Raw genomic sequence first — 18158 nt, 5'->3', positions numbered from 1 at the left:
CGTGTCACAGCACTTCGCGGCGGATGCCCACCGGGCGTGCGTGCTCGTCCATGTGCAGGGTGGCAGCCTTGCAGCCGAGCAGCCGTTCGGCCAGCCCGGTACTGGCACCGAGGTCGGCCGCCACTTCATTGAGGCTGGCCGCAGGCCGTGGCAGGCGCCGGTCGTGGCCACGGAAACGCGCGCGGTTGTACTCGGCCCAGCCGATCAGCAGGATGCTGGCGCACAGCAGGATCAGCGGCAGCGCGACCAGCACGTACGGATCGAACTGGTTCTGTCGCTCGTACAGCTGTTGCCAGGCCAGTTGCCCGCCGACCAGCCAGGAAAACAGGGTGACCAGCGGAGCCCACAGGTAGAAGTAGAACCCCCAGAAGGCGAGGGTGACAAAGCCCCAGGCGGTGCGCTGGAAGCGGGGCTGGCGATGCGGCTTGCGGATCATCCGCGAGTCGAAGCGGTTGGAAGGATGCTGGGCGTTCATCGAATCCCCCGGTCAGGGCTGGTCCAGGTGGCGCGCTTGCTGCGGCGACGCAGCAGGGTCTTCGGAAGCGCCACCAGGGTGGTGGAAAGGCTGATCAGCCAGTACGCCATCGGGTACCAGATGACCCAGAAGTAGTTGCGTCCAATCTGTGTTTCGTAACGACGGTCGATGATCAGGCTGCTGGCGAACTGCAGCAGGCAGACCAATGCCAGGATCACGCCATGCCACTGCGGCAGCAGGCTGGCGATGTAGAGCTGCGGCGGCAGGTCGATGAACTTTCCCAGCGCCCACAGCACCACGATGAACAGCATGGTGTAGGCCCAGATCACGCTCAGCACGTACTCCAGCAGCACGCCCCACATGCGTCGTTCCTTCCAGTGCAGCAGCGAGCGCGCATGCCGAAGCATCACTTCCACGCCGCCCTGGGCCCAGCGCAGCCGCTGCCGCCACAGGCCCTTCAGGGTTTCCGGCATCAGGATGAAGCACAGCGCGTTGGGCTCGTAGCGGATGTCCCAGTGCGCCCGCTGCAGGCGCCAGCTGATGTCGATGTCCTCGGTGACCATGTCGTCAGCCCACCAGCCGACCTGGTGCAGTGCGGTGCGGCGGAAGCCGGCGATCACCCCGGAAATGGTGAAGATGCGCCCATAGACGCGCTGGGCGCGCTTGATCATGCCGATGATCGAGGAGAACTCAGCCACCTGCAGCCGGCCGAGCAGGGTGGAACGGTTGCGGATGCGCGGATTGCCGGTGACAGCGCCGACCCGGCTGCCACTGACAAGGTGCCAGATCATCCAGTGCAGCGCGTGCTCTTCCAGCATCGCATCGCCGTCGATGCACACCAGGTATTCCGAGCGCGCTGCCAGTGCACCCATGCGCAGGGCGTTGGCCTTGCCCAGGTTGCGGTCCAGGTGCAGTACGCGCAGCCGTGGGTGCCTGGCGGCCAGCGCCTCCAGGCGGGCGCCGGTATCGTCGCTGCTGCCGTCGTCGATGGCGATCACTTCATAGTCGGCGGGGTAGCGCTGTGCCAGCGCCGAACCGAGGGTGTCGTCCAGGTTCTCCGACTCGTTGTGGCACGGAATCAGCAGGGTCGCGAACGGTGGCTCGACCATCAGCGGTGGATCATTGCGCGCGGCCGAGTGGCGTTCGCGCCGGAAGTAGTAGTAGAGCCCACCGGACATCCAGAAGAACGCCATCACCATCGGATAGTAGAAGGCGAACTGGAACAGGATCTGCAGCAGCGGATGCATGTCCACGTCACTTCTCCGGGTACGGGAAGTTGCCGGCGGACATCGCCGCACGGGCATCGTGGGTGGAAGGCTGGTCGGCGATGAAGTCGTCCGGATACCAGGCGAAGTGGTGCACGCCCTGTGCCTGCAGCTGGCGGATCTGCGCGCGCAGGCGCTCGGCGGGAATCGGTTGGCCACTGCGCCAATCGACGGTCTGCAGCTCGAACAGCGTGTGCTGCAGCTGTGGATCGTGCGCGCGGACCGCAGCCAGCAGCTGGTCGAGCCAGCGTTCCGGATGGCGGCTGCCTTCCATCCACGGCATCGCCATCAGCGCGGTCTGGTCATAGGCCTTGTTGAACAGGTCCAGCCGCTGCGCGAACCAGGCTTCGCTCTGCGGCCGCAGCACCGGTTCGGCGTACAGGTTGCGCACGGTGGCCAGCTTCGGTCGCCAACGCTGTGCGCTGTCACGCAGTGCCAGGGTGAAATCGATCAGCGCCTGGGTGCGCGCGCTGCCGCCATCACCGGCCGCCAGCGCAGGCAGCTCGGTGTCGCGCAGGTAGCCGTCGTCATGGAACAGCAGGCCCTCGAAGTAGGAATTGACCGCCAGGTCCTCGTAGATGTCGAGCATGATCTGGCGGGCCTGCGGGTTGGTGAAGTCCAGCCGGTACATGCCATCGGCATCGCCGTTGTGGATCGCCAGTGCCTTGCGCTGCAGCGGGTCCGGCAGTTCGAAGCCGAGCACCGGCAGCCATGCATAGACCTTCACCCCGGCGCGTGATTTCAGTTGCCAGGCAACCCGGCTGAACAGGTCGGCACGCATCGGCATGTGCCGGTTCGGGAAGTACAGCGCATCGGCGGTGTTGTTGCCGTCCGGATCGGCGAACGCCTGCAGGTAGACGTGGGTCGGCGCGATGCGCTTGACCCGTTCGACCAGCGCATCGAGGTTGCGCGCCTGCTGTGCAGGGTCCGCGTCATAGACATCATCCAGATCGACCTGCAGCGCGCGGATGCCATCCAACGCCACGTCGCGGCGCAGCTCGTAGGCCAGGCCCTCCACGGTCGGGTTGTCGCTTACCAGCAGGCGCGCCAGCCCGTGCAGGTCGCTGGCCACCGGCGTGCTGCGGCCTTCCAGGTCGAACGAAACCGGCATGCCCAGCTGCTCGGCAATGTCGTTGCTCAACTGGTTGTAGGCGGCGTACGGCCAGACGATGGCACGGGGGCGCACGCCCAGGTGCTGCTCGATGCGCTGCGCGCTGCGTGCGAGATCGTTGCGCAGGCGCTGCTCGTACTCGGCCTCGCTCTCATAACTACGGGTGGCCGCGCGGTAGATGCGGGTCACCACGGCCGGCGTCGAGTTGCCCTGCGGATTGGCCGGCACGCCGTGGTGCAGGTCGTCGGTATGGCTTGCGACCTCGATCAGGCCGCTGTCGTGCATCTGCCTGAGCTGCGCCCAGGTGACGAAATCGTCGTGCCCGAAGGAGCGGTAGCCGTAGTCGATGGTGCGGCCCGGTGCCATGTCCACGTAGTCGGTGATCACCGCCACCAGCGCGGGATAGTGGTACGCCTGCAGCAGCGGAAAGGCCTTGTCATACACGCTGCGCAGGCCGTCGTCGAAGGTCAGCAGCACCGGTTTCGGCGGCAGCGTGGCGCGCCCCTGCGAGGCCTCGATCAGCTGTGACAGCGACACCGGGTGATAGCCATGCGCGCCCAGCCAGTCCAGGTGCGCGGCGAAGTTCTGCGTGCTCACCGCATAGCTGTCGGCATCGCCCTTGGCGGCCACCTGGTCGCGGATGTCGTGGTAGCTGAGGATCAGCAGGCCGTTGTCGACCGCGTCCAGATGCAGGGCCTGCTGCGCGAAGACCGGGGGGGCGGTGGCCAGCAGCAGGAGCACGATCAGTCGCAGGATGCGGGTCATGTCATTCTCCCCAGCGCAGTGCGGCTTCGAAGCCGAGATGGCGCTCGCGATGGCCGTCGTAGACCGGCCGCGACCAGCGCACGCCGTACTCGAACACGCGGCCCGTGCCCAGCTGCCACTCGTGCATGTAGGACACCGACGGCACCAGCGCGCTGCCGAAGCCATCCTGCCAGTAGTCGCCCAGCGAGACCGTCAGCCGGTGCCTGAAATGGCGCTCGTAATGCCGCCACAGCTGCTGGTCGATGCGCAGCCCGATCTCGACCATGCGATCGCGCTTCGGGTTGAAGTAGGGCGCATCGTCGCGGCTGCCGCGACTGGCATAGGCGCTGGCCAGGCCATCGACCAGCCAGCGCGGCCGGGTCAGCAGGCGTTGCTCGAGGCTGGTGCTGAACAGTTCGCGATGGTTGCCATCGTCGTAACGGAAACGGCTGGCACCGAACATCCAATGGGTGAGTTCACTGCGCCGGTAGTCGACCTGCGCGCTCACGCTGTCGGCGGTGATGCCGGCCACGCGCGCCTGCATCGACGCGTCCGGGTCGTTGCGGGCGGCCACCAGGCCTGCGTGCCAGTCGTCGTTGAACTGCCAGCCGAGGCCAACGCGCAGGCCGGTATCGCCGATGTGGTCGTTGGCACGCAGCACCGCTGCTTCCGCATCCAGCTGGCCGAAGCGGTAGCGCACGCCCGCGCCCAGCCAGAGCGGGTCGATGCGCTGGTCCTGGAAGTCGATCGAGCGCCGGTCGGCGAAGGCGAACAGCCGCCAGCGGTCGTCGAGTACCGGTGTCTGCACTTCCATGCCGTAGCGGCGGTCGTTGTTGCCCAGCGGCGAGGTGCCGCCGCCGCCGGAACTGCGGCCGAGGTCGGTCCAGGCCTTCAGCTGCCAGCCGCGATGGGCGCGCCAGGCCTGGTCCATGCGCTCGACCGCGGGCTGGGTGGGATAGCGCGCGAGCAGATCGTCATGCAGTGGCCGCGCCAGGTCATCGCGCTGCAGGGCGACGTAGGCCTCCTCCATGCCCAGCCGTGGCTCGATGTCGCGCGGGTCGAGGGCATGGGCCATCTGCTGTCGCTGCAGCGCCCTGCGTGGCCAGCCGCGCATCATGTACACGCTGCCGAGCGCGCTCTGCAGGCCGCCATTGCCCGGTGCGATGTCGACCATCGCCTCCAGGTCCTGCTGCGCCGTGTGCAGATCGCCGCTGTAGGCGCGCACCATCGCCAGGTTCAGGTCGGCTTCGTAGCGCGACCAGTTGGCGTACGGCGATTTTCCATTGCTCCAGCGCCAGGCGGGTTCCTTGTCGCGCCACGCCTGCAGCAGATCGATGGCCTTTTCCTGCTGTTCGCTTTCCAGATAGGCGTAGGCCAGTTCCGAACGCGAGGCATCGCGGCTGGGATCGCCGGCCACGGCCGCCTGCAGTACCGGGATGGCTTCCTCCGGATGCAGGGTGCCCATCAACGAATCGCCCACCGCTGGCAGCACGTAGTCGGGCAGGGTGTGGCCTTCGGCCTGCAGTGCCCGTGCTTCCTCGCGCACCTGTGCGTGGCGGCCCAGCCGGTTGAGCAGGATCAGGCGGTCCAGGCGGATCCGCAGCGGTGCCGCTGCCGGCGGCGTGCCTTCGCCGCCGAGGTAGCGCTGCATGCGGGCCAGGGTGGACTCGGCTTCTTCCAGGCGGCTGTCCTCGCTGCTGCTGTAGGCCAGGCTCCAGACCACCCGTTTGGCCAGGTAGTCGGCCTCCAGGCGTTGCCGCTGGGCGTCATCGAACAGCGCTGGACGCTGCTGGTAAAGCTCCCAGGCACGCCAGGCGTTGCCGATGTCGCCCAGGGTAAGCACCCGCAGCTTGAACAACAGGTCATCGTTGGGCTGCTGCTGGCTGGCACGCTCGATCGCGCCCAGCGCGTCCATCCAGCGTGCCTGGTCGCGATAGCGGCCAATCTCGGCCAGGGCCGCAGTGCGGTCCGGCGGGGCGGCGCTGCTGGCCCAGGCCAGAGCGGTGCAGGCGAGGCCGACGCAGAGCGTCAGCCGGCGGTGGACAACCATTGGGGACCCCCTTGGCTTCCTGACCAGACTACCTGAGAAATGTGACGCACATCACATGCCAGAACTGGGCGTAGCGGTGTCCGCGTCACGCCCTTCGTGCATCCCCGCCCAGCCAGGACGGGTACAACCCGGACAGCGACCCGCAATGTCTTGTCTGAAACGAAGGTCCCCCGCACACCGAGTGGTGGCTTGGGCGGCGGCTGCCGCCCCCATGCCCGCTGCCGGCAGACGGCAGGATCGGGCATTCCAGGGCACTATCCGCCCGGGATTGTCAGTCCGGCGTCAAGATTGGTGCGGCGACCCGCCGGTACCGGTCGGGTCCGCCAGGCCGCGCCGGCGCGGCTTACCAGAGGTCTTCCAGCTTGCGCGGCTTGCAGGCCACCCACGAGGCGCACAGCATCAGCGTGGCACAGCCGAACAGGAAGCTGAATGGGAGGGTCCAGCCATCGCTGACCGTGTGCAGCCAGCCCACCAGGAACGGGCCCAGGCAGCTGAAGCTGTAGCCGACGCCCTGCATGAAGCCGGACAGCGCCGCCGAACCGGTCGGGGTGCGGGTACGCAGGTTGATCAGGGTCAGCGCCAACGGGAACGTGGACGGACCGACGCCGAGCAGGCAGGCCCACAGTAGCGGTGCCTTCATCGGTGCCAGCAGCAGGCCGGCGAAGGCGATCACGAACGAGGAAAAGCCGATCAGCACCAGTGGGAACGGGTTCTGCATGCGCACCGCCATCGACGGAATGACCAGCGACGGCAACAGGCCAAGGGCTGAGAACACGGCCACCATCACGCCTCCGAACGCCGGCGTGCCACCGGCCTCGACCACGATGCGCGGCAGCCAGGTGAACATCGAATAGGTCATCAGCGATGTCATGCCGAACATCAGCGTCATGCTCCAGCCCAGCGACGTGCGCCAGACCTTGCCGTGCGGCTGCGTGGTGGGGTCGGTGGCATCGGCCTGCGGCTTCGGCGCGCGGGTGGCCAGTACCAGCCACGGCAGCGCGGCGGCCAGCGCCAGCAGTGCCCACATGCCCAGCGACACGCGCCAGCCTGCGGCATGGGCCACCGGCACCGCCAGCAGCGCGGGCAGCATCGTGCCCAGCTGCAGCACGCTGATGTAGAGCGTGCTCATGGTGCCGACCTTGTTGGCGAAGTAGCGCTTCACCAGCGGCGGTACCACTACGTTGCCGATACCCATGCCGGCCAGTGCGACGACCGAACCGAACAGCAGCGTGCCGACATTGCCGGCGCTGGAGCGCAGCAGCAGGCCGGCCATGGCCATCACCATCGCCAGCAGCGTGGTGCGCTCCAGGCCCAGGCGCCGCGCCAACGCCGGCGTGGCGACGCCGAACAGTGCGAACGACGCCGTCGGCAGCATGCCGAGCACGCCGGTCATGGTGGTGCCGAAGCCGAACTGCTGGCCGAGTACATCCAGCAGCGGCGTGATCGAGGTGACGGCGGTACGCAGGTTGATCGCAGCCAGCAGGATCGCGGCGAATGCGAGGACGCGACCGTGCAGCAGCGACGGCGAATCGGAAGTGGAGGAACTCATCGGTGGTCCTTGCAGGTGTCGCACGCCGGGGGATGGCATGCAGCGCCGGCATCGGTCTACGCCGAAGCGGCAGGTGGGGGAGGTTGCTGCAGGCGGGCCGGCAGCGCGGCCATTGTACGTGGGCACTCCGGCAAGGTCCCGTCATGTGGGTGGCCTGGCGCCGGATACAAAAAAACCCGGAGGACAGTGATGTCTTCCAGGCTTCTTGGTGACCACCGAAGTGGTCGGGGAGACAGGATTCGAACCTGCGACCTCTACGTCCCGAACGTAGCGCTCTACCAGACTGAGCTACACCCCGAAGGGAGCCGCCTATTCTAGCGATTCACCCCGGTGGCGGCAAGGGGTAAATGCTGTTTTCTTCACACTGCCGAAGCAGTGCCACTTCAGGGAACAAAAAAGCCTGGACGACTTCACCAGGCTTCAATGCGACCACTTGAGTGGTCGGGGAGACAGGATTCGAACCTGCGACCTCTACGTCCCGAACGTAGCGCTCTACCAGACTGAGCTACACCCCGAAGGAGCCGCCTAAGATACCGTGTGAAGGCCAAGGCGGCAAGGCTTTTTTACAGCTCAGCGACGATTTTCTTTCTCGATGCGGTTCTGCTCGCGGGCTTCGAACCACATGCCGTTGAGGATGGCCACCGTCGAGGCGAGGCCGGCGCCGAGAATCCAGGCGAAATACCACATGATCAGTCTCCTTCATTCCGGGGAGGTGCCGACCGTTGGTCGGCACACGTGCAAGCGATCAATACGCGTTCGGGTTGTTGCCCATCTCTTCGCTGGTGGTCTTGCCCTTCAGCACGCGGTACACCCAGGTGGTGTAACCGATGATGATCGGCAGGAACACCGCGGTGGCCAGCAGCATGATCCACAGGGTCAGGTGGCTGGACGAGGCATCCCACACGGTCAGGCTGGAGGTGGGCTGGCTCGAGGACGGCAGCAGGAACGGGAAGATGGCGAAGCCAACGGTCAGGATGATGCCGGCGATGGCCGCACCGGAGGCGATGAAGGCCAGGCCGCCACGACGGGCACGCAGCAGCACGGCACTGGCCAGCAGGCCGGCCAGGCCGAGCAGCGGAGCCAGGATCGTGGCCGGCATCGCGCTGTAGTTGCGCATCCAGCCACCGGCGGCGCCCAGTTCGGCGGTCTTCAGCAGCGGATTGGTGGCGCCATCGGTGACCACCTGCGAGGTGATCTGGTAGCCGGGCAGGCCGAAGGCCACCCAGGCCCCACCGGCCGCGAACAGCACGAAGGCGATGACCGCGGCGATGCTGCCGAAGCGGGCCGCGCGTTCGGCCACCGGGCCGTCGGTCTTCAGCACCAGCATGGCGGCACCGTGGGCGACCAGCATCGACACGCTGAGCAGGCCGGCCAGCAGCGCGAAGGGCATCAGCAGGCCGAAGAACGAGCCCGTGTAGAAGATGCGCATGCTGTCATCGAAGTGGAACGGCACGCCCAGCAGCACGTTGCCCACGGCCACGCCCATGATCAGTGCCGGGATGAAGCCACCGATGAACAATGCCCAGTCCCAGGTGTTGCGCCAGCGCTCGCTGGGCATCTTGCTGCGGAACTTGAAGCCGACCGGACGCAGGATCAATGCGAACAGGATCACGAACATCGCCAGGTAGAACCCGGAGAAGCTGACCGCGTACAGCGGCGGCCAGGCGGCGAAGATCGCGCCGCCACCGAGCACCAGCCACACCTGGTTGCCTTCCCAGACCGGGCCGATGGTGTTGATCACCAGCCGGCGCTCGGCATCGTTGCGGGCGACGAAGGGCAGCAGGGTGCCCACGCCCAGGTCGAAACCATCCATGACGGCGAAGCCGATCAGCAGGATGCCGAGCAGCAGCCACCAGATCACGCGTAGCGTGGTGTAGTCCAGAAGAATGAAATCCATCTTGGTTCTCCTGCCTCAGGCCTGGCCGGCGGCCGGCGCCGAGGCATTGTGGGAAGCATGCGGCTGGGGCGACTGCAGCGACGGCAGCACCTCGTCCGGACCCTTGCGGATCGCCTTGAGCATCAGCTTGATCTCGACCACGATCAGCGCGGTGTAGATCGCGGTGAAGCCGGCCAGGGTCAGCACGATTTCATGCAGTGCCAGGCCCGATGCTGCATAGAAGGTCGGCAGCACGCCGTCGACCGCCCACGGCTGGCGGCCGTACTCGGCCACGAACCAGCCGCACTCGATCGCGATCCAGGGGGCCGGCAACGTCCACAGGGCCAGGCGCAGGAACCAGCGCTTGTCCTGGAAGTTGTTGCGGCACGAGTAGTAGAAGGCCAGCGCGAAGAAGGCAATCAGGTAGAAGCCGAGGCCGGCCATCACGCGGAAGGTCCAGAACAGCGGCATCACGCGCGGCACGGTATCCATCGCCGCCTGCGAGATCTCCTGCGGGGTGGCATTGAGGATGTCATCGCGGTAGCGCTTGAGCAGCAGGCCATGGCCCAGATCCTGCCAATGGCGGTCGAACATCTCGCGCGCTTCGACGTCGTTCTTGTTGGCGCGCAGGCGCTCCAGCGCACCGTAGGCCAGCTGGCCGCCGCGCACGCGGTGTTCGGCGCGGTCCACCAGTTCCAGGATGCCCGGGATCGGCTGGTTCAACGAACGGGTGGCGATCAGGCCCATCAGGTACGGGATCTTCACCGCGTAGTCGTTCTGGTGGGTTTCCTGGTTCGGAATGCCGAACGCGGTGAAGTCGGCCGGCGCACGCTCGGTCTCCCACATCGCTTCGATCGCGGCCAGCTTCATCTTCTGGTGCTCGCTGGCGGCATAACCGCTCTCGTCACCCAGCACCACCACCGACAGCGAGGACAGCAGGCCGAACGCTGCAGCCACCGCGAACGAACGGCGGGCCAGGTCCTTGTGCTTGTTGCGCAGCAGGAACAGGGCGCTGATCGCCATCACGAACACCGCACCGGTCACGTAGCCGGCGCTGACGGTGTGCACGAACTTGGCCTGTGCCACCGGGTTGAACACCACCGCCATGAAGTCGACGACTTCCATGCGCATGGTTTCCGGGTTGAACACTGCACCGGTCGGGTTCTGCATCCAGCCGTTGGCGATCAGGATCCAGATCGCCGACAGGTTGGTGCCCAGCGCCATCAGCCAGGTCACCATCAGGTGCTTGACCTTGGTCAGGCGGTTCCAGCCGAAGAAGAACAGGCCGACGAAGGTCGCTTCCAGGAAGAAGGCCATCAGGCCTTCGATGGCCAGCGGCGCACCGAAGATATCGCCGACGTAGTGGCTGTAATAGGACCAGTTCATGCCGAACTGGAATTCCATGACGATGCCGGTGGCGACGCCCATGGCGAAGTTGATGCCGAACAGGACGCCCCAGAACAGGGTCATCCTGCGCCAGATCTCCTTGCCGGTCATCACGTACACGCTCTCCATGATGGCCACCATGAAGGACAGGCCGAGGGTGAGCGGTACGAATAGGAAGTGGTACATCGCGGTCAGCGCGAATTGCAGCCGCGACAGTTCTACGACTGTCTGATCAATCATGGCCTGGCTACCTCGTGGATAGTGCCGTTGCAGGTGGCGGGAAGGGTGGTCTACGACGTGAATGATGTGACCGACTACTTCAAACAGCCTTGATCCAGATCAATGTATGAACAGGTGTGCGAAGGGATCGTATGCGAACCTGATGAAGACTGCGACCGCCGGCCGCAGGGGCGGCCTGTTGCCTGCGCCTACAATGCCGTGTCTCCCCTGCTGCCCGTGAAGACCCCTTGAGCGCTGCCGAAACGACCCCCGACGGCCTTTCCACCGAAGCTGAAACGGCCCGCCAGCGGCGCGTCCGCGCGGCCTGGCTGGCTGGTCTGGCGCACTCCGCACGAGGCCGCCAGCGCCTGGCGGGGCTGTGCATCAGCCTGTCCGGCGTGTTGCTGATCGGCCAGGCTGCGGCCATCGCCTGGCTGGTGCAGCAGGTGCTGGTGCAGCGCGCGCCGCTGGCCTCGGGCCTGCCGGTGCTGTGCGCATTGGCGGTGATCCTGGTGCTGCGCACCCTGCTGGGCAGTGCCACCCAGGCCGCTGCCGGCGATGTGGCCGACGCTGCGCGGCTGGCGCTGCGCGAGCGCGTATTCGCTCGCCTGCTGGGTCACGGCCCATTGTGGCTGCGCCAGCGCCGTACCGGTGAGCTGGGCGAACTGATGCTGCATCACGGCGATGCGATCGAGAGCTATTACAGCGGGTTCCTGCCGGTGCGCACCGAAGTGGTGGTGGTGCCGCTGCTGATCCTGGCCGCCGTGGCCTGGGTCGACTGGGTGGTTGCGCTGATCCTGCTGTTCACTGCGCCGCTGGTGCCGTTCTTCATGATGCTGGTGGGCTGGGGCGCCGAAGCGGCCGGCCGTGCCCAGCTGGGCGAATTGGCGCGGATGAGCGGCCACTTCGCCGATCGCATCAAGGGCCTGGGCCTGCTGCGCCTGTATGGCCGTGGCGAGGCCGAACTGGCCGGTGTGGAGGCCGCCGCTGAAGGGGTCCGCCTGCGTACCCTGAAAGTGCTGCGGATCGCCTTCCTGTCGTCCACGGTGCTGGAATTCTTCGCATCGGTGAGCGTGGCGATGGTCGCGCTGTACCTGGGCTTGAGCTATCTCGGCATGATGTCGCTGCATGCCGCGGTGCCGACCCTGGGGGCCGGCCTGTTCTGCCTGCTGCTGGCACCGGAGTTCTATGCGCCGCTACGGCGGCTGGCGGCCCATTACCACGACCGCGCCAACGCGCTGGCCGCCGCTGCCGAAGTGGAGCGCCTGCTGCAGTCACTGCCTGCCGAGCAGGGCCTGATCGAGAATGAGATCGCACCACTGGCGGCCGAGCCGGCCGAGGCCGCGCTGCCGCCGCTGCAGGCACAGGGGCTGGTGCTGCGCCCGCTGGGCGCTGCGCACGACGTGCTGCGCGATGTGGACGTGCTGCTGGAGCCGGGCCAGCGGTTGGCCCTGGTGGGCCCCAGCGGATCGGGCAAGAGCACGCTGCTGGAAGCGCTGGCCGGCTGGTTGCCACCGCGTGCGGGCAAGCTGCAGCTGCGTCCCGGCGTGCAGGTGGCCTATGCCAGCCAGCGTCCCTACCTGTTCCATGGCAGCATCGCCGACAACCTGCGCCTGGCCGATCCCGGCGCCAGTGATGCGCGCCTGCGTGCGGTGGCCGAGGCCTCGCAGGTGCTGCAGTTCGCGCAGCACCTTCCGCAGGGGCTGGATACGGTGATCGGCGAGCGTGGCTTCGGCCTGTCCGGGGGCGAAGCGCGCCGCATCGGGCTGGCGCGGCTGCTGCTGCGCGACCCGCAGGTCCTGCTGCTGGACGAGCCCACGGCCTTCCTGGATGCCGATACCGAAGCCGCCCTGCTGCGCAGCCTGGCGGCCTATGCGCGTGGCCGCAGCGTGGTGGTTGCCACCCACAGCCCGGCGGTGATCGCCTGGGCCGACCGCTGCCTGATGCTGCCGGAAGGCCGCCTGGTCGAACCGGCACAGGCGGTGCGCGCATGAGCCGTTCGCCCGATTCGCTGCGTGCGGTGTTCCTGCGGCACCGACCGCGCCTGCTGCTGACCATGCTGCTGCTGTGGACCACCCTGCTGGCCGGTACCGCCTTGCTGGGCCTGTCCGGCGGCTTCCTCACCGCGGCCGCACTGGCCGGTGCGGCCGGCCTGGGCCAGGGCTTCAATTTCTTCTCGCCGTCGGCAGGCATCCGTGGCCTGACCATGGCGCGTATCGTGTCGCGCTACTTCGAGAAGCTGGTCGGCCACGATGCCACCCTGCGCATCGCCCGCGATCTGCGCGTGTGGTTCTTCCGCCGTGCACTGCCGCTGGCACCCGCGCGCCTGGGCGCCACCCGTACCGGCGAACTGCTGGCACGGCTGCTTGGCGATATCGGAGAGGTGGATGGCCTGCTGGTGCGGGCGATCGGGCCGCTGGTAGCGCTGGCTGCGTTGTCGCTGGTCGCGGTGGCATCGGCGGCGCTGATCCTGCCGTCCGCCGCCGTGCTGCTGGCGGTGCTGGCGCTGCTGATCGCCTTCGGCGTGCCATGGCTGGGCGTGCGTGGCCACGATGACGAAGAGGCCGACCGTGCCGCGCATCGCGCCGCGCTGCGTACGGCGGCATTTGAAGGCCTGGAGGGCGCCGGCGACCTGGCCGCGCTGCATGCCGACGCGGCATGGCAATTGAAGGTGCGCGTGGCCGCCAAGCAGCTGGCCTCGCGTGACCGCCGCCGCCGCTGGCGCCTGATCGCGGCTTCGACCCTGCACGGCCTGGTCGCAGGGCTGGGCCTGGTAGCGATGCTGGCACTGGCCCTGCACGCAGCGGAACAGCAGCGGATCGCGCCGGAAATGGCGGCAGGTCTGGTGTTCCTCACCGTGGCATTGATCGAGTTGTGGGCCGGCATGGGCCTGGCCTGGCAGTCGCTGCAGTCCGGGCGGATCGCGGCCGATCGCCTGCAGGGCATCGTCGAGCAGGCGCCGACCGTGGAGGATCCGCAGGCGCCGCAACCGGTGCCGCAGGCCGCACGCGTGCACTGGGACGCTGTGCATTTCCAATGGCCGGGCGCGGCGCGCCCGGTGCTGTGCGGCCTGCAGCTGACCCTGGCGCCGGGTGAGCGCATCGCCATCCGTGGCGACAGCGGCAGCGGCAAGACCACGCTGTCGAGCCTGCTGCTGCGGCTGTGGGACCCGCAGCAGGGGCGCGTGACCTACGGTGGCCGCGACCTGCGCGACTTCGCCCAGGCTGACTGGCACCGGCAGCTGGCGTGGCTGCCGCAGAATGCGCCGGTGTTCGCCGGCACGGTGGCCGAGAACCTGCGCCTGGGAGATCCCGTGGCCAGCGATGCGGCGCTGTGGGCGGTGCTGCGTCGGGTGCAGCTGGGCGAATGGGCCGAGCGCAACGGCGGCCTGCAGGCCTGGGTGGGCGAGAACGGTGCCACGATGTCGGCGGGGCAGGCCCGCCGGCTGGCGCTGGCGCGCGCGCTGCTGCGCAATGCGCCGATCCTGCTGCTGGACGAACCGACCGAAGGCCTGGACGTGGATACCGCGCGCGCACTGCTGCAGGACCTTTCAGGGCTTCTGGACGGCCGCAGCCTGTTGATGATCACCCACGACGACCTGCCCGAGGGCGTGGTCGATGCACAGTACCGGTTGCGCGATGGGGTGTTGGAGCGCGAAGCGCATCGGTAGATGCCGACCTGGGCCGGCACATCCATGCTTGGTAGTGCCGGCCGCTGGCCGGCACCCCTGCATTCGCGGGAAACGTGATGAGGTTGCCGGCCAGCGGCCGGCACTACCGGAACTCGCGCAACATCACCGCGATGGAAGCCACGTTGGCCAGCACGCACAGCCAGAACACCCACTGGAATGCGGGCTTGCGGTGCTTGTGGCGGAACAGTGCCTGGCCGAGCAGGGCGCCTGGCCAACCGCCGGCAAAGGCCAGCAACTGCAGGGTGCGCTCGGGAATCCGCCATTGCTTCCGCTGTGCCGCACGCTTGTCGTGGCCGTACAGGCCGAACGACAGCGCACTGGCCAGCAGGCACCAGCCGCCCAGCCACAGCGGCAGCACGCTGCTGATCATCAGCGCGATCAACGCGCCGAACGCGGCCAGCGCGAGGTTACGCCGCCACGCCACCTACAGCGCGTCGAGGAAGCCGCGCACGGCCGGGCCGAAGCGCTCGAAATCAACCAGGAACGCGTCGTGGCCCTGTGGTGATTCCAGGCCGATGAAGCGTGCGTCGGCGCCGCCGGCGCGAAGGCCATCGGCCACCTGCTGCTGTTGCTGCACCGGGAACAGGATGTCGGTGTTGGCACCGATCGCCAGTGCCTTTTCCACCTGGATCGCGGCCAGCCCGGCCAGTACATCGCCCCCGGCATACTCGGCCAGGTCGAACCAGTCCATCGAGCGGCTCAGGTACAGGTAGCAGTTCGGATCGAAGAAGCGCACGAAGCGCCGTGCGTGGCCTTCCAGGTAGCTTTCCACCTGGAACTCGAGACCGAATGGATCATCGTCGGCCTGGTCCGAATCCAGCCGCACCCGGCCGAAACGGCCGTCCCACTCCAGCGCCGAGCGGTAGGTGATGACGCCCAGCTTGCGCGCCATGCGCATGCCGGATTCGGGATAGGCATCGTCGTCGTAGTGACCGCCGTTCCAGCGCGGATCGAGGCGGATCGCTTCGCGCTGCAGCGAGCGGATCGCGATCGAGAACGGCAGCGCCTGCGCACTGCCGGAAATATTGATGTGGCTGCGCGCGATGCCGGGATGCAGCATCAGTACTGCCAGCGCGGTCATGCCGCCCATCGAATTGCCGACCACGCAGGCCAGCTGGGCGATGCCCAGCGCGCGCACGACCTCAACGGCGGCGCGCGCACCGTCCTCGATCGACAGTTCCGGGAAGTCGAGGCGGTAGGGTTCGCCGGTGGCGGGGTTGAGCGAGGCCGGGCCGGTCGAGCCCTTGCAGCTGCCCAGCGAGTTGACGCACACCACGAACCAGCGGTCGGTATCGATCGGCTTGCCGGGGCCGAGCATGGCCTCCCACCAACCCGGTGCCGGGTTGGCCTCATTGGCGGCGGCATGTGCATCCGGTGACAGCCCGGTCACGATCAGGATCGCGTTTCCGGCGTCGGCGGCCAGCGTTCCCCAGGTTTCATAGGCCACGCGCGCGCCGTGCAGCGCGCCACCGCGCTTGAACGGGAACGGCGAGGGCAGGGCGTGGAAGCGGGTGCCGGGCGGGATGAATTCGGTCATGCGGGCATTCTAGCGGGGCCGCATGTGGAGCTGGCGACACGCTGGTTTCCATCGGTGGTTGCCACGGTCGTGCCGGCCGCTGGCCGGCAACCCCGCAAGGTTCGACGCGGATCCGGTAGTGCCGGCCGCTGGCCGGCAATCTCATGAACCTTGATGCGCCCGCGTGGTTGCCGGCCAGCGGCCGGCACTACCGTGCGCAGCGTCAAGGAAAACGCAGTTCCAGCACGCCGTCATGCGGCAGGCTTACCTTCACCGGAACGCTCTGCAGATCGCCCTCGCTGCGGTTGGCGCTGCCGGTACGCGAGATGCGGGCCAGCACTTCCACTTCGCGATGGGCCGACAGCGGTGCAGTCGGCATCGGGCTGTCACCGTCGCCCAGTGCCACGGTGGCCGGGAAGCCGGTCAACGGCAGCTTGCGTGCAGCCACCGGCATCGGTGGCCCTCCCACGGCGCGGGCCAGCACGAACACCCGGGTCGTGGCCGGCCATTGCGCGCTGTCCAGTGCCGGCAGCCGCACGCGGACCTGCAGCAGCGCCGGCGGCGCCGCGTTGGCTGTATCGGGCGCCTGGCCGGCGGCTTCGCGGGCGATGTTGATCTGCGCCTGCAGCGCCTGCGCGGCGCCGGGTTCCAGGCGTGGCAGCAGGCTGTTCCAGACGTCTGCCGCTTCGGCATTGCGGCCACGCTGGCGCAGCGCGATACCGAGCAGCCAGCTGGCCCGTTCGGCATCCGGGGCCAGCGTGCGCGCCTGCTGCAGCCAGCCCATCGCGGTGTCGTCGAACTGCTTGCCAGGATCAGCCTGCGCACGCGCCTGCGCAGCTTCGACCAGCACGCCGGGATCTTCCGGCGCCAGTGCAGCGGCCCGCGCAAACGCCTCTGCAGCGGCTGCGGCATTGCCCAGCTCGGCCTGCGAGCGGCCCAGCAGCGACCAGCCATCGGCCCGCTGCGGATCGCGCTTCAATGCCTCCTGCAGCGCCTGCACGCCATCGCGCAGGGTGGACGCGGTTGGCGCCGGCTGTCGCTGTGCCGCGCGCGGATCGCCGACCAGCAGGTACAGGCAGGCGCCGGCCACACCGAGGGCGAGTGTCGCCACGATGAATCCACGGCGGCCGTGGCGGCGCAGCGGCCACAGCACCGCTGCCGCCATCAGCGCCGCGGTCAGTCCGGCCAGCATCGGCAGCCAATGATTCACCACCCGTCTCCTTCGTCGGCCCTGCTGGCCGCTGCATCGGCAACCGTGCGTCCACGGCGGCGGACGATGCCCGCCACCACCAGCGCGCCGGCACCCAGCACCAGCACGGGGCCGCCCCACAGCAACCAGGTGCCAGGCTGCAAGGGGGGCTGGTACAGCACGAACTCACCGTAGCGGGCCACCAGGAACTGCTTGATCTGCGCGTCGTCGTGGCCCTGCTGCATCAGCTGCAGCACCTCGCGGCGCAGGTCCTGGGCAATCTGTGCGTTGGAATCGGCCAGCGACTGGTTCTGGCATTGCACGCAGCGCAGCTGCGCGGCCAGGTCATGGAAGCGGCGTTCCTCGCTACCGTCACGGAACTGCAACGGCTGCGGATCGTGCAGCGGTTGCTGGGCCAGTGCGGCCAGCGGCAGTACCAGCAGCAGCGCCAGCAGCCAGCGCATGGGCTCAGGGCGCCGTGTGCAGGGGGCTGCCGGCATGGCCCTGGGCCTTCTCGATCTTCTCCAGCGCCGGAACCAGCTTCTCATCGACCACGCGCTGGGTCATCGCGCCGCTGTACTTCCAGCGCACGATGCCGCTGCCATCGACCAGGAAGGTTTCCGGCGCGGCGGTCACGCCCCAGTCGATCGCGGTGCGGCCCTCGATGTCGCTGAGCACCACCATGAACGGGTTGCCCAGCTGCTCCAGCCAGTGCAGCGCGTCGTTCGGGTCGTCCTTCCAGTTGTAGCCGATCACGCGTACCCGCTTGCTCTCGGCGAAACGGGTCAGTACCGGATGTTCCTCACGGCAGGCCGCGCACCAGCTGCCCCACACGTTCAACAGGTAGGGCGCGCCGCGCAGGTCGTCGCTGTGCACGATCATTTCCGGGTCGTGCAGTACCGGCAGCGCAAAGGCCGGCGCTGGCTTGTCGATCAGGGCCGACGGCAGCACGTCGCGCTGCGGGTCGCCCGATTTCATCACCCCGTAGATCATCAGCCCGAGCAGGCCGAAGAAGAACAGCACGCCGATCACGATGGCTACCGGCGGCAGCGGGCGGGAGGGGCGCGGGGCGGGGGACTCGGACATG

Annotated in this window: 15 protein-coding genes and 2 tRNA genes; 2 read left to right on the top strand and 15 right to left on the bottom strand. The window is 67.9% G+C overall.

All coding sequences use genetic code 11. The features are described from left to right. Positions 1-4: 4 nt before the first annotated feature. From pgaD to Q0P60_RS03545, 10 genes are all read right to left on the bottom strand, one after another. Positions 5-475: a poly-beta-1,6-N-acetyl-D-glucosamine biosynthesis protein PgaD gene (gene pgaD / locus Q0P60_RS03590; RefSeq protein WP_294988289.1), complete on the bottom strand. Its 471-nt coding sequence runs from the start codon at positions 473-475 to the stop codon at positions 5-7. Further along, positions 472-1722: a poly-beta-1,6-N-acetyl-D-glucosamine synthase gene (gene pgaC / locus Q0P60_RS03585; protein ID WP_294988498.1), complete on the bottom strand. Its 1251-nt coding sequence runs from the start codon at positions 1720-1722 to the stop codon at positions 472-474. Before pgaC ends, pgaD begins: the two co-directional genes overlap by 4 nt. A 7-nt stretch (positions 1723-1729) precedes the next feature. Further along, on the bottom strand, positions 1730-3616 hold the full coding sequence (pgaB, locus tag Q0P60_RS03580) for a poly-beta-1,6-N-acetyl-D-glucosamine N-deacetylase PgaB (RefSeq protein ID WP_294988286.1): 1887 nt from the start codon (positions 3614-3616) through the stop codon (positions 1730-1732). A 1-nt stretch (position 3617) separates the two neighbouring features. After that, positions 3618-5645: a poly-beta-1,6 N-acetyl-D-glucosamine export porin PgaA gene (gene pgaA, locus Q0P60_RS03575; protein WP_294988283.1), complete on the bottom strand. Its 2028-nt coding sequence runs from the start codon at positions 5643-5645 to the stop codon at positions 3618-3620. Between the two features lie 343 nt (positions 5646-5988). Further along, on the bottom strand, positions 5989-7194 hold the full coding sequence (locus Q0P60_RS03570) for an MFS transporter (protein ID WP_294988280.1): 1206 nt from the start codon (positions 7192-7194) through the stop codon (positions 5989-5991). 221 nt (positions 7195-7415) lie between these two features. After that, positions 7416-7492, bottom strand: a tRNA-Pro gene (locus Q0P60_RS03565). A 140-nt stretch (positions 7493-7632) separates the two neighbouring features. Next, a tRNA-Pro gene (locus tag Q0P60_RS03560) sits at positions 7633-7709 on the bottom strand. A 55-nt stretch (positions 7710-7764) separates the two neighbouring features. Beyond that, on the bottom strand, positions 7765-7881 hold the full coding sequence (cydX, locus tag Q0P60_RS03555) for a cytochrome bd-I oxidase subunit CydX (protein ID WP_005410354.1): 117 nt from the start codon (positions 7879-7881) through the stop codon (positions 7765-7767). A 58-nt stretch (positions 7882-7939) separates the two neighbouring features. Further along, entirely contained in the window at positions 7940-9091 is a 1152-nt protein-coding gene (gene cydB / locus Q0P60_RS03550) for a cytochrome d ubiquinol oxidase subunit II (protein ID WP_294988277.1), read from the bottom strand. Positions 9092-9106: 15 nt separating this feature from the next. Beyond that, positions 9107-10696: a cytochrome ubiquinol oxidase subunit I gene (locus tag Q0P60_RS03545; protein WP_294988274.1), complete on the bottom strand. Its 1590-nt coding sequence runs from the start codon at positions 10694-10696 to the stop codon at positions 9107-9109. Positions 10697-10923: 227 nt separating this feature from the next. Here Q0P60_RS03545 and cydD point away from each other — a divergent pair, with 227 nt between their 5' ends. Continuing rightward, positions 10924-12669, top strand: a complete 1746-nt coding sequence (cydD, locus tag Q0P60_RS03540; protein ID WP_294988272.1) for a thiol reductant ABC exporter subunit CydD — start codon at positions 10924-10926, stop codon at positions 12667-12669. Next, positions 12666-14345 carry a thiol reductant ABC exporter subunit CydC gene (gene cydC / locus Q0P60_RS03535; RefSeq protein WP_294988270.1) on the top strand — a complete coding sequence of 560 codons (1680 nt, stop codon included), beginning with the start codon at positions 12666-12668 and terminating at the stop codon, positions 14343-14345. Before cydD ends, cydC begins: the two co-directional genes overlap by 4 nt. Before the next feature lie 103 nt (positions 14346-14448). Here the strand turns inward: cydC and Q0P60_RS03530 are convergent, their stop codons facing one another. The 5 genes from Q0P60_RS03530 to Q0P60_RS03510 form a co-directional block, all read right to left on the bottom strand. Then, positions 14449-14790: a DUF1294 domain-containing protein gene (locus tag Q0P60_RS03530; RefSeq protein WP_294988267.1), complete on the bottom strand. Its 342-nt coding sequence runs from the start codon at positions 14788-14790 to the stop codon at positions 14449-14451. Then, positions 14791-15903: a homoserine O-acetyltransferase gene (locus tag Q0P60_RS03525; RefSeq protein ID WP_294988265.1), complete on the bottom strand. Its 1113-nt coding sequence runs from the start codon at positions 15901-15903 to the stop codon at positions 14791-14793. 202 nt (positions 15904-16105) lie between these two features. Continuing rightward, positions 16106-17095 carry a tetratricopeptide repeat protein gene (locus tag Q0P60_RS03520; protein WP_345780308.1) on the bottom strand — a complete coding sequence of 330 codons (990 nt, stop codon included), beginning with the start codon at positions 17093-17095 and terminating at the stop codon, positions 16106-16108. Next, on the bottom strand, positions 17089-17535 hold the full coding sequence (locus tag Q0P60_RS03515; protein ID WP_294988262.1) for a cytochrome c-type biogenesis protein: 447 nt from the start codon (positions 17533-17535) through the stop codon (positions 17089-17091). Before Q0P60_RS03515 ends, Q0P60_RS03520 begins: the two co-directional genes overlap by 7 nt. A gap of 4 nt (positions 17536-17539) precedes the next feature. Further along, entirely contained in the window at positions 17540-18157 is a 618-nt protein-coding gene (locus Q0P60_RS03510) for a DsbE family thiol:disulfide interchange protein (RefSeq protein ID WP_294988260.1), read from the bottom strand. Position 18158 lies beyond the last annotated feature (1 nt).

Source organism: uncultured Stenotrophomonas sp. (assembly GCF_945952405.1).
Lineage (GTDB): Bacteria > Pseudomonadota > Gammaproteobacteria > Xanthomonadales > Xanthomonadaceae > Stenotrophomonas.
Note: the sequence above shows the minus strand (reverse complement) of the source record. Positions and strands in the feature narration are given on the sequence as shown.

Bases quoted from the DNA above. Each gene is read 5' to 3' on its own strand.
- Q0P60_RS03515 (WP_294988262.1), bottom strand. From the start codon at position 17,535: ATGCGCTGGCTGCTGGCGCTGCTGCTGGTACTGCCGCTGGCCGCACTG.
- cydX (WP_005410354.1), bottom strand. From the start codon at position 7,881: ATGTGGTATTTCGCCTGGATTCTCGGCGCCGGCCTCGCCTCGACGGTG.
- cydC (WP_294988270.1), top strand. From the start codon at position 12,666: ATGAGCCGTTCGCCCGATTCGCTGCGTGCGGTGTTCCTGCGGCACCGA.
- Q0P60_RS03525 (WP_294988265.1), bottom strand. From the start codon at position 15,903: ATGACCGAATTCATCCCGCCCGGCACCCGCTTCCACGCCCTGCCCTCG.
- Q0P60_RS03570 (WP_294988280.1), bottom strand. From the start codon at position 7,194: ATGAGTTCCTCCACTTCCGATTCGCCGTCGCTGCTGCACGGTCGCGTC.
- pgaB (WP_294988286.1), bottom strand. From the start codon at position 3,616: ATGACCCGCATCCTGCGACTGATCGTGCTCCTGCTGCTGGCCACCGCC.
- Q0P60_RS03545 (WP_294988274.1), bottom strand. From the start codon at position 10,696: ATGATTGATCAGACAGTCGTAGAACTGTCGCGGCTGCAATTCGCGCTG.
- pgaA (WP_294988283.1), bottom strand. From the start codon at position 5,645: ATGGTTGTCCACCGCCGGCTGACGCTCTGCGTCGGCCTCGCCTGCACC.
- pgaC (WP_294988498.1), bottom strand. From the start codon at position 1,722: ATGCATCCGCTGCTGCAGATCCTGTTCCAGTTCGCCTTCTACTATCCG.
- cydB (WP_294988277.1), bottom strand. From the start codon at position 9,091: ATGGATTTCATTCTTCTGGACTACACCACGCTACGCGTGATCTGGTGG.
- Q0P60_RS03510 (WP_294988260.1), bottom strand. From the start codon at position 18,157: ATGTCCGAGTCCCCCGCCCCGCGCCCCTCCCGCCCGCTGCCGCCGGTA.
- pgaD (WP_294988289.1), bottom strand. From the start codon at position 475: ATGAACGCCCAGCATCCTTCCAACCGCTTCGACTCGCGGATGATCCGC.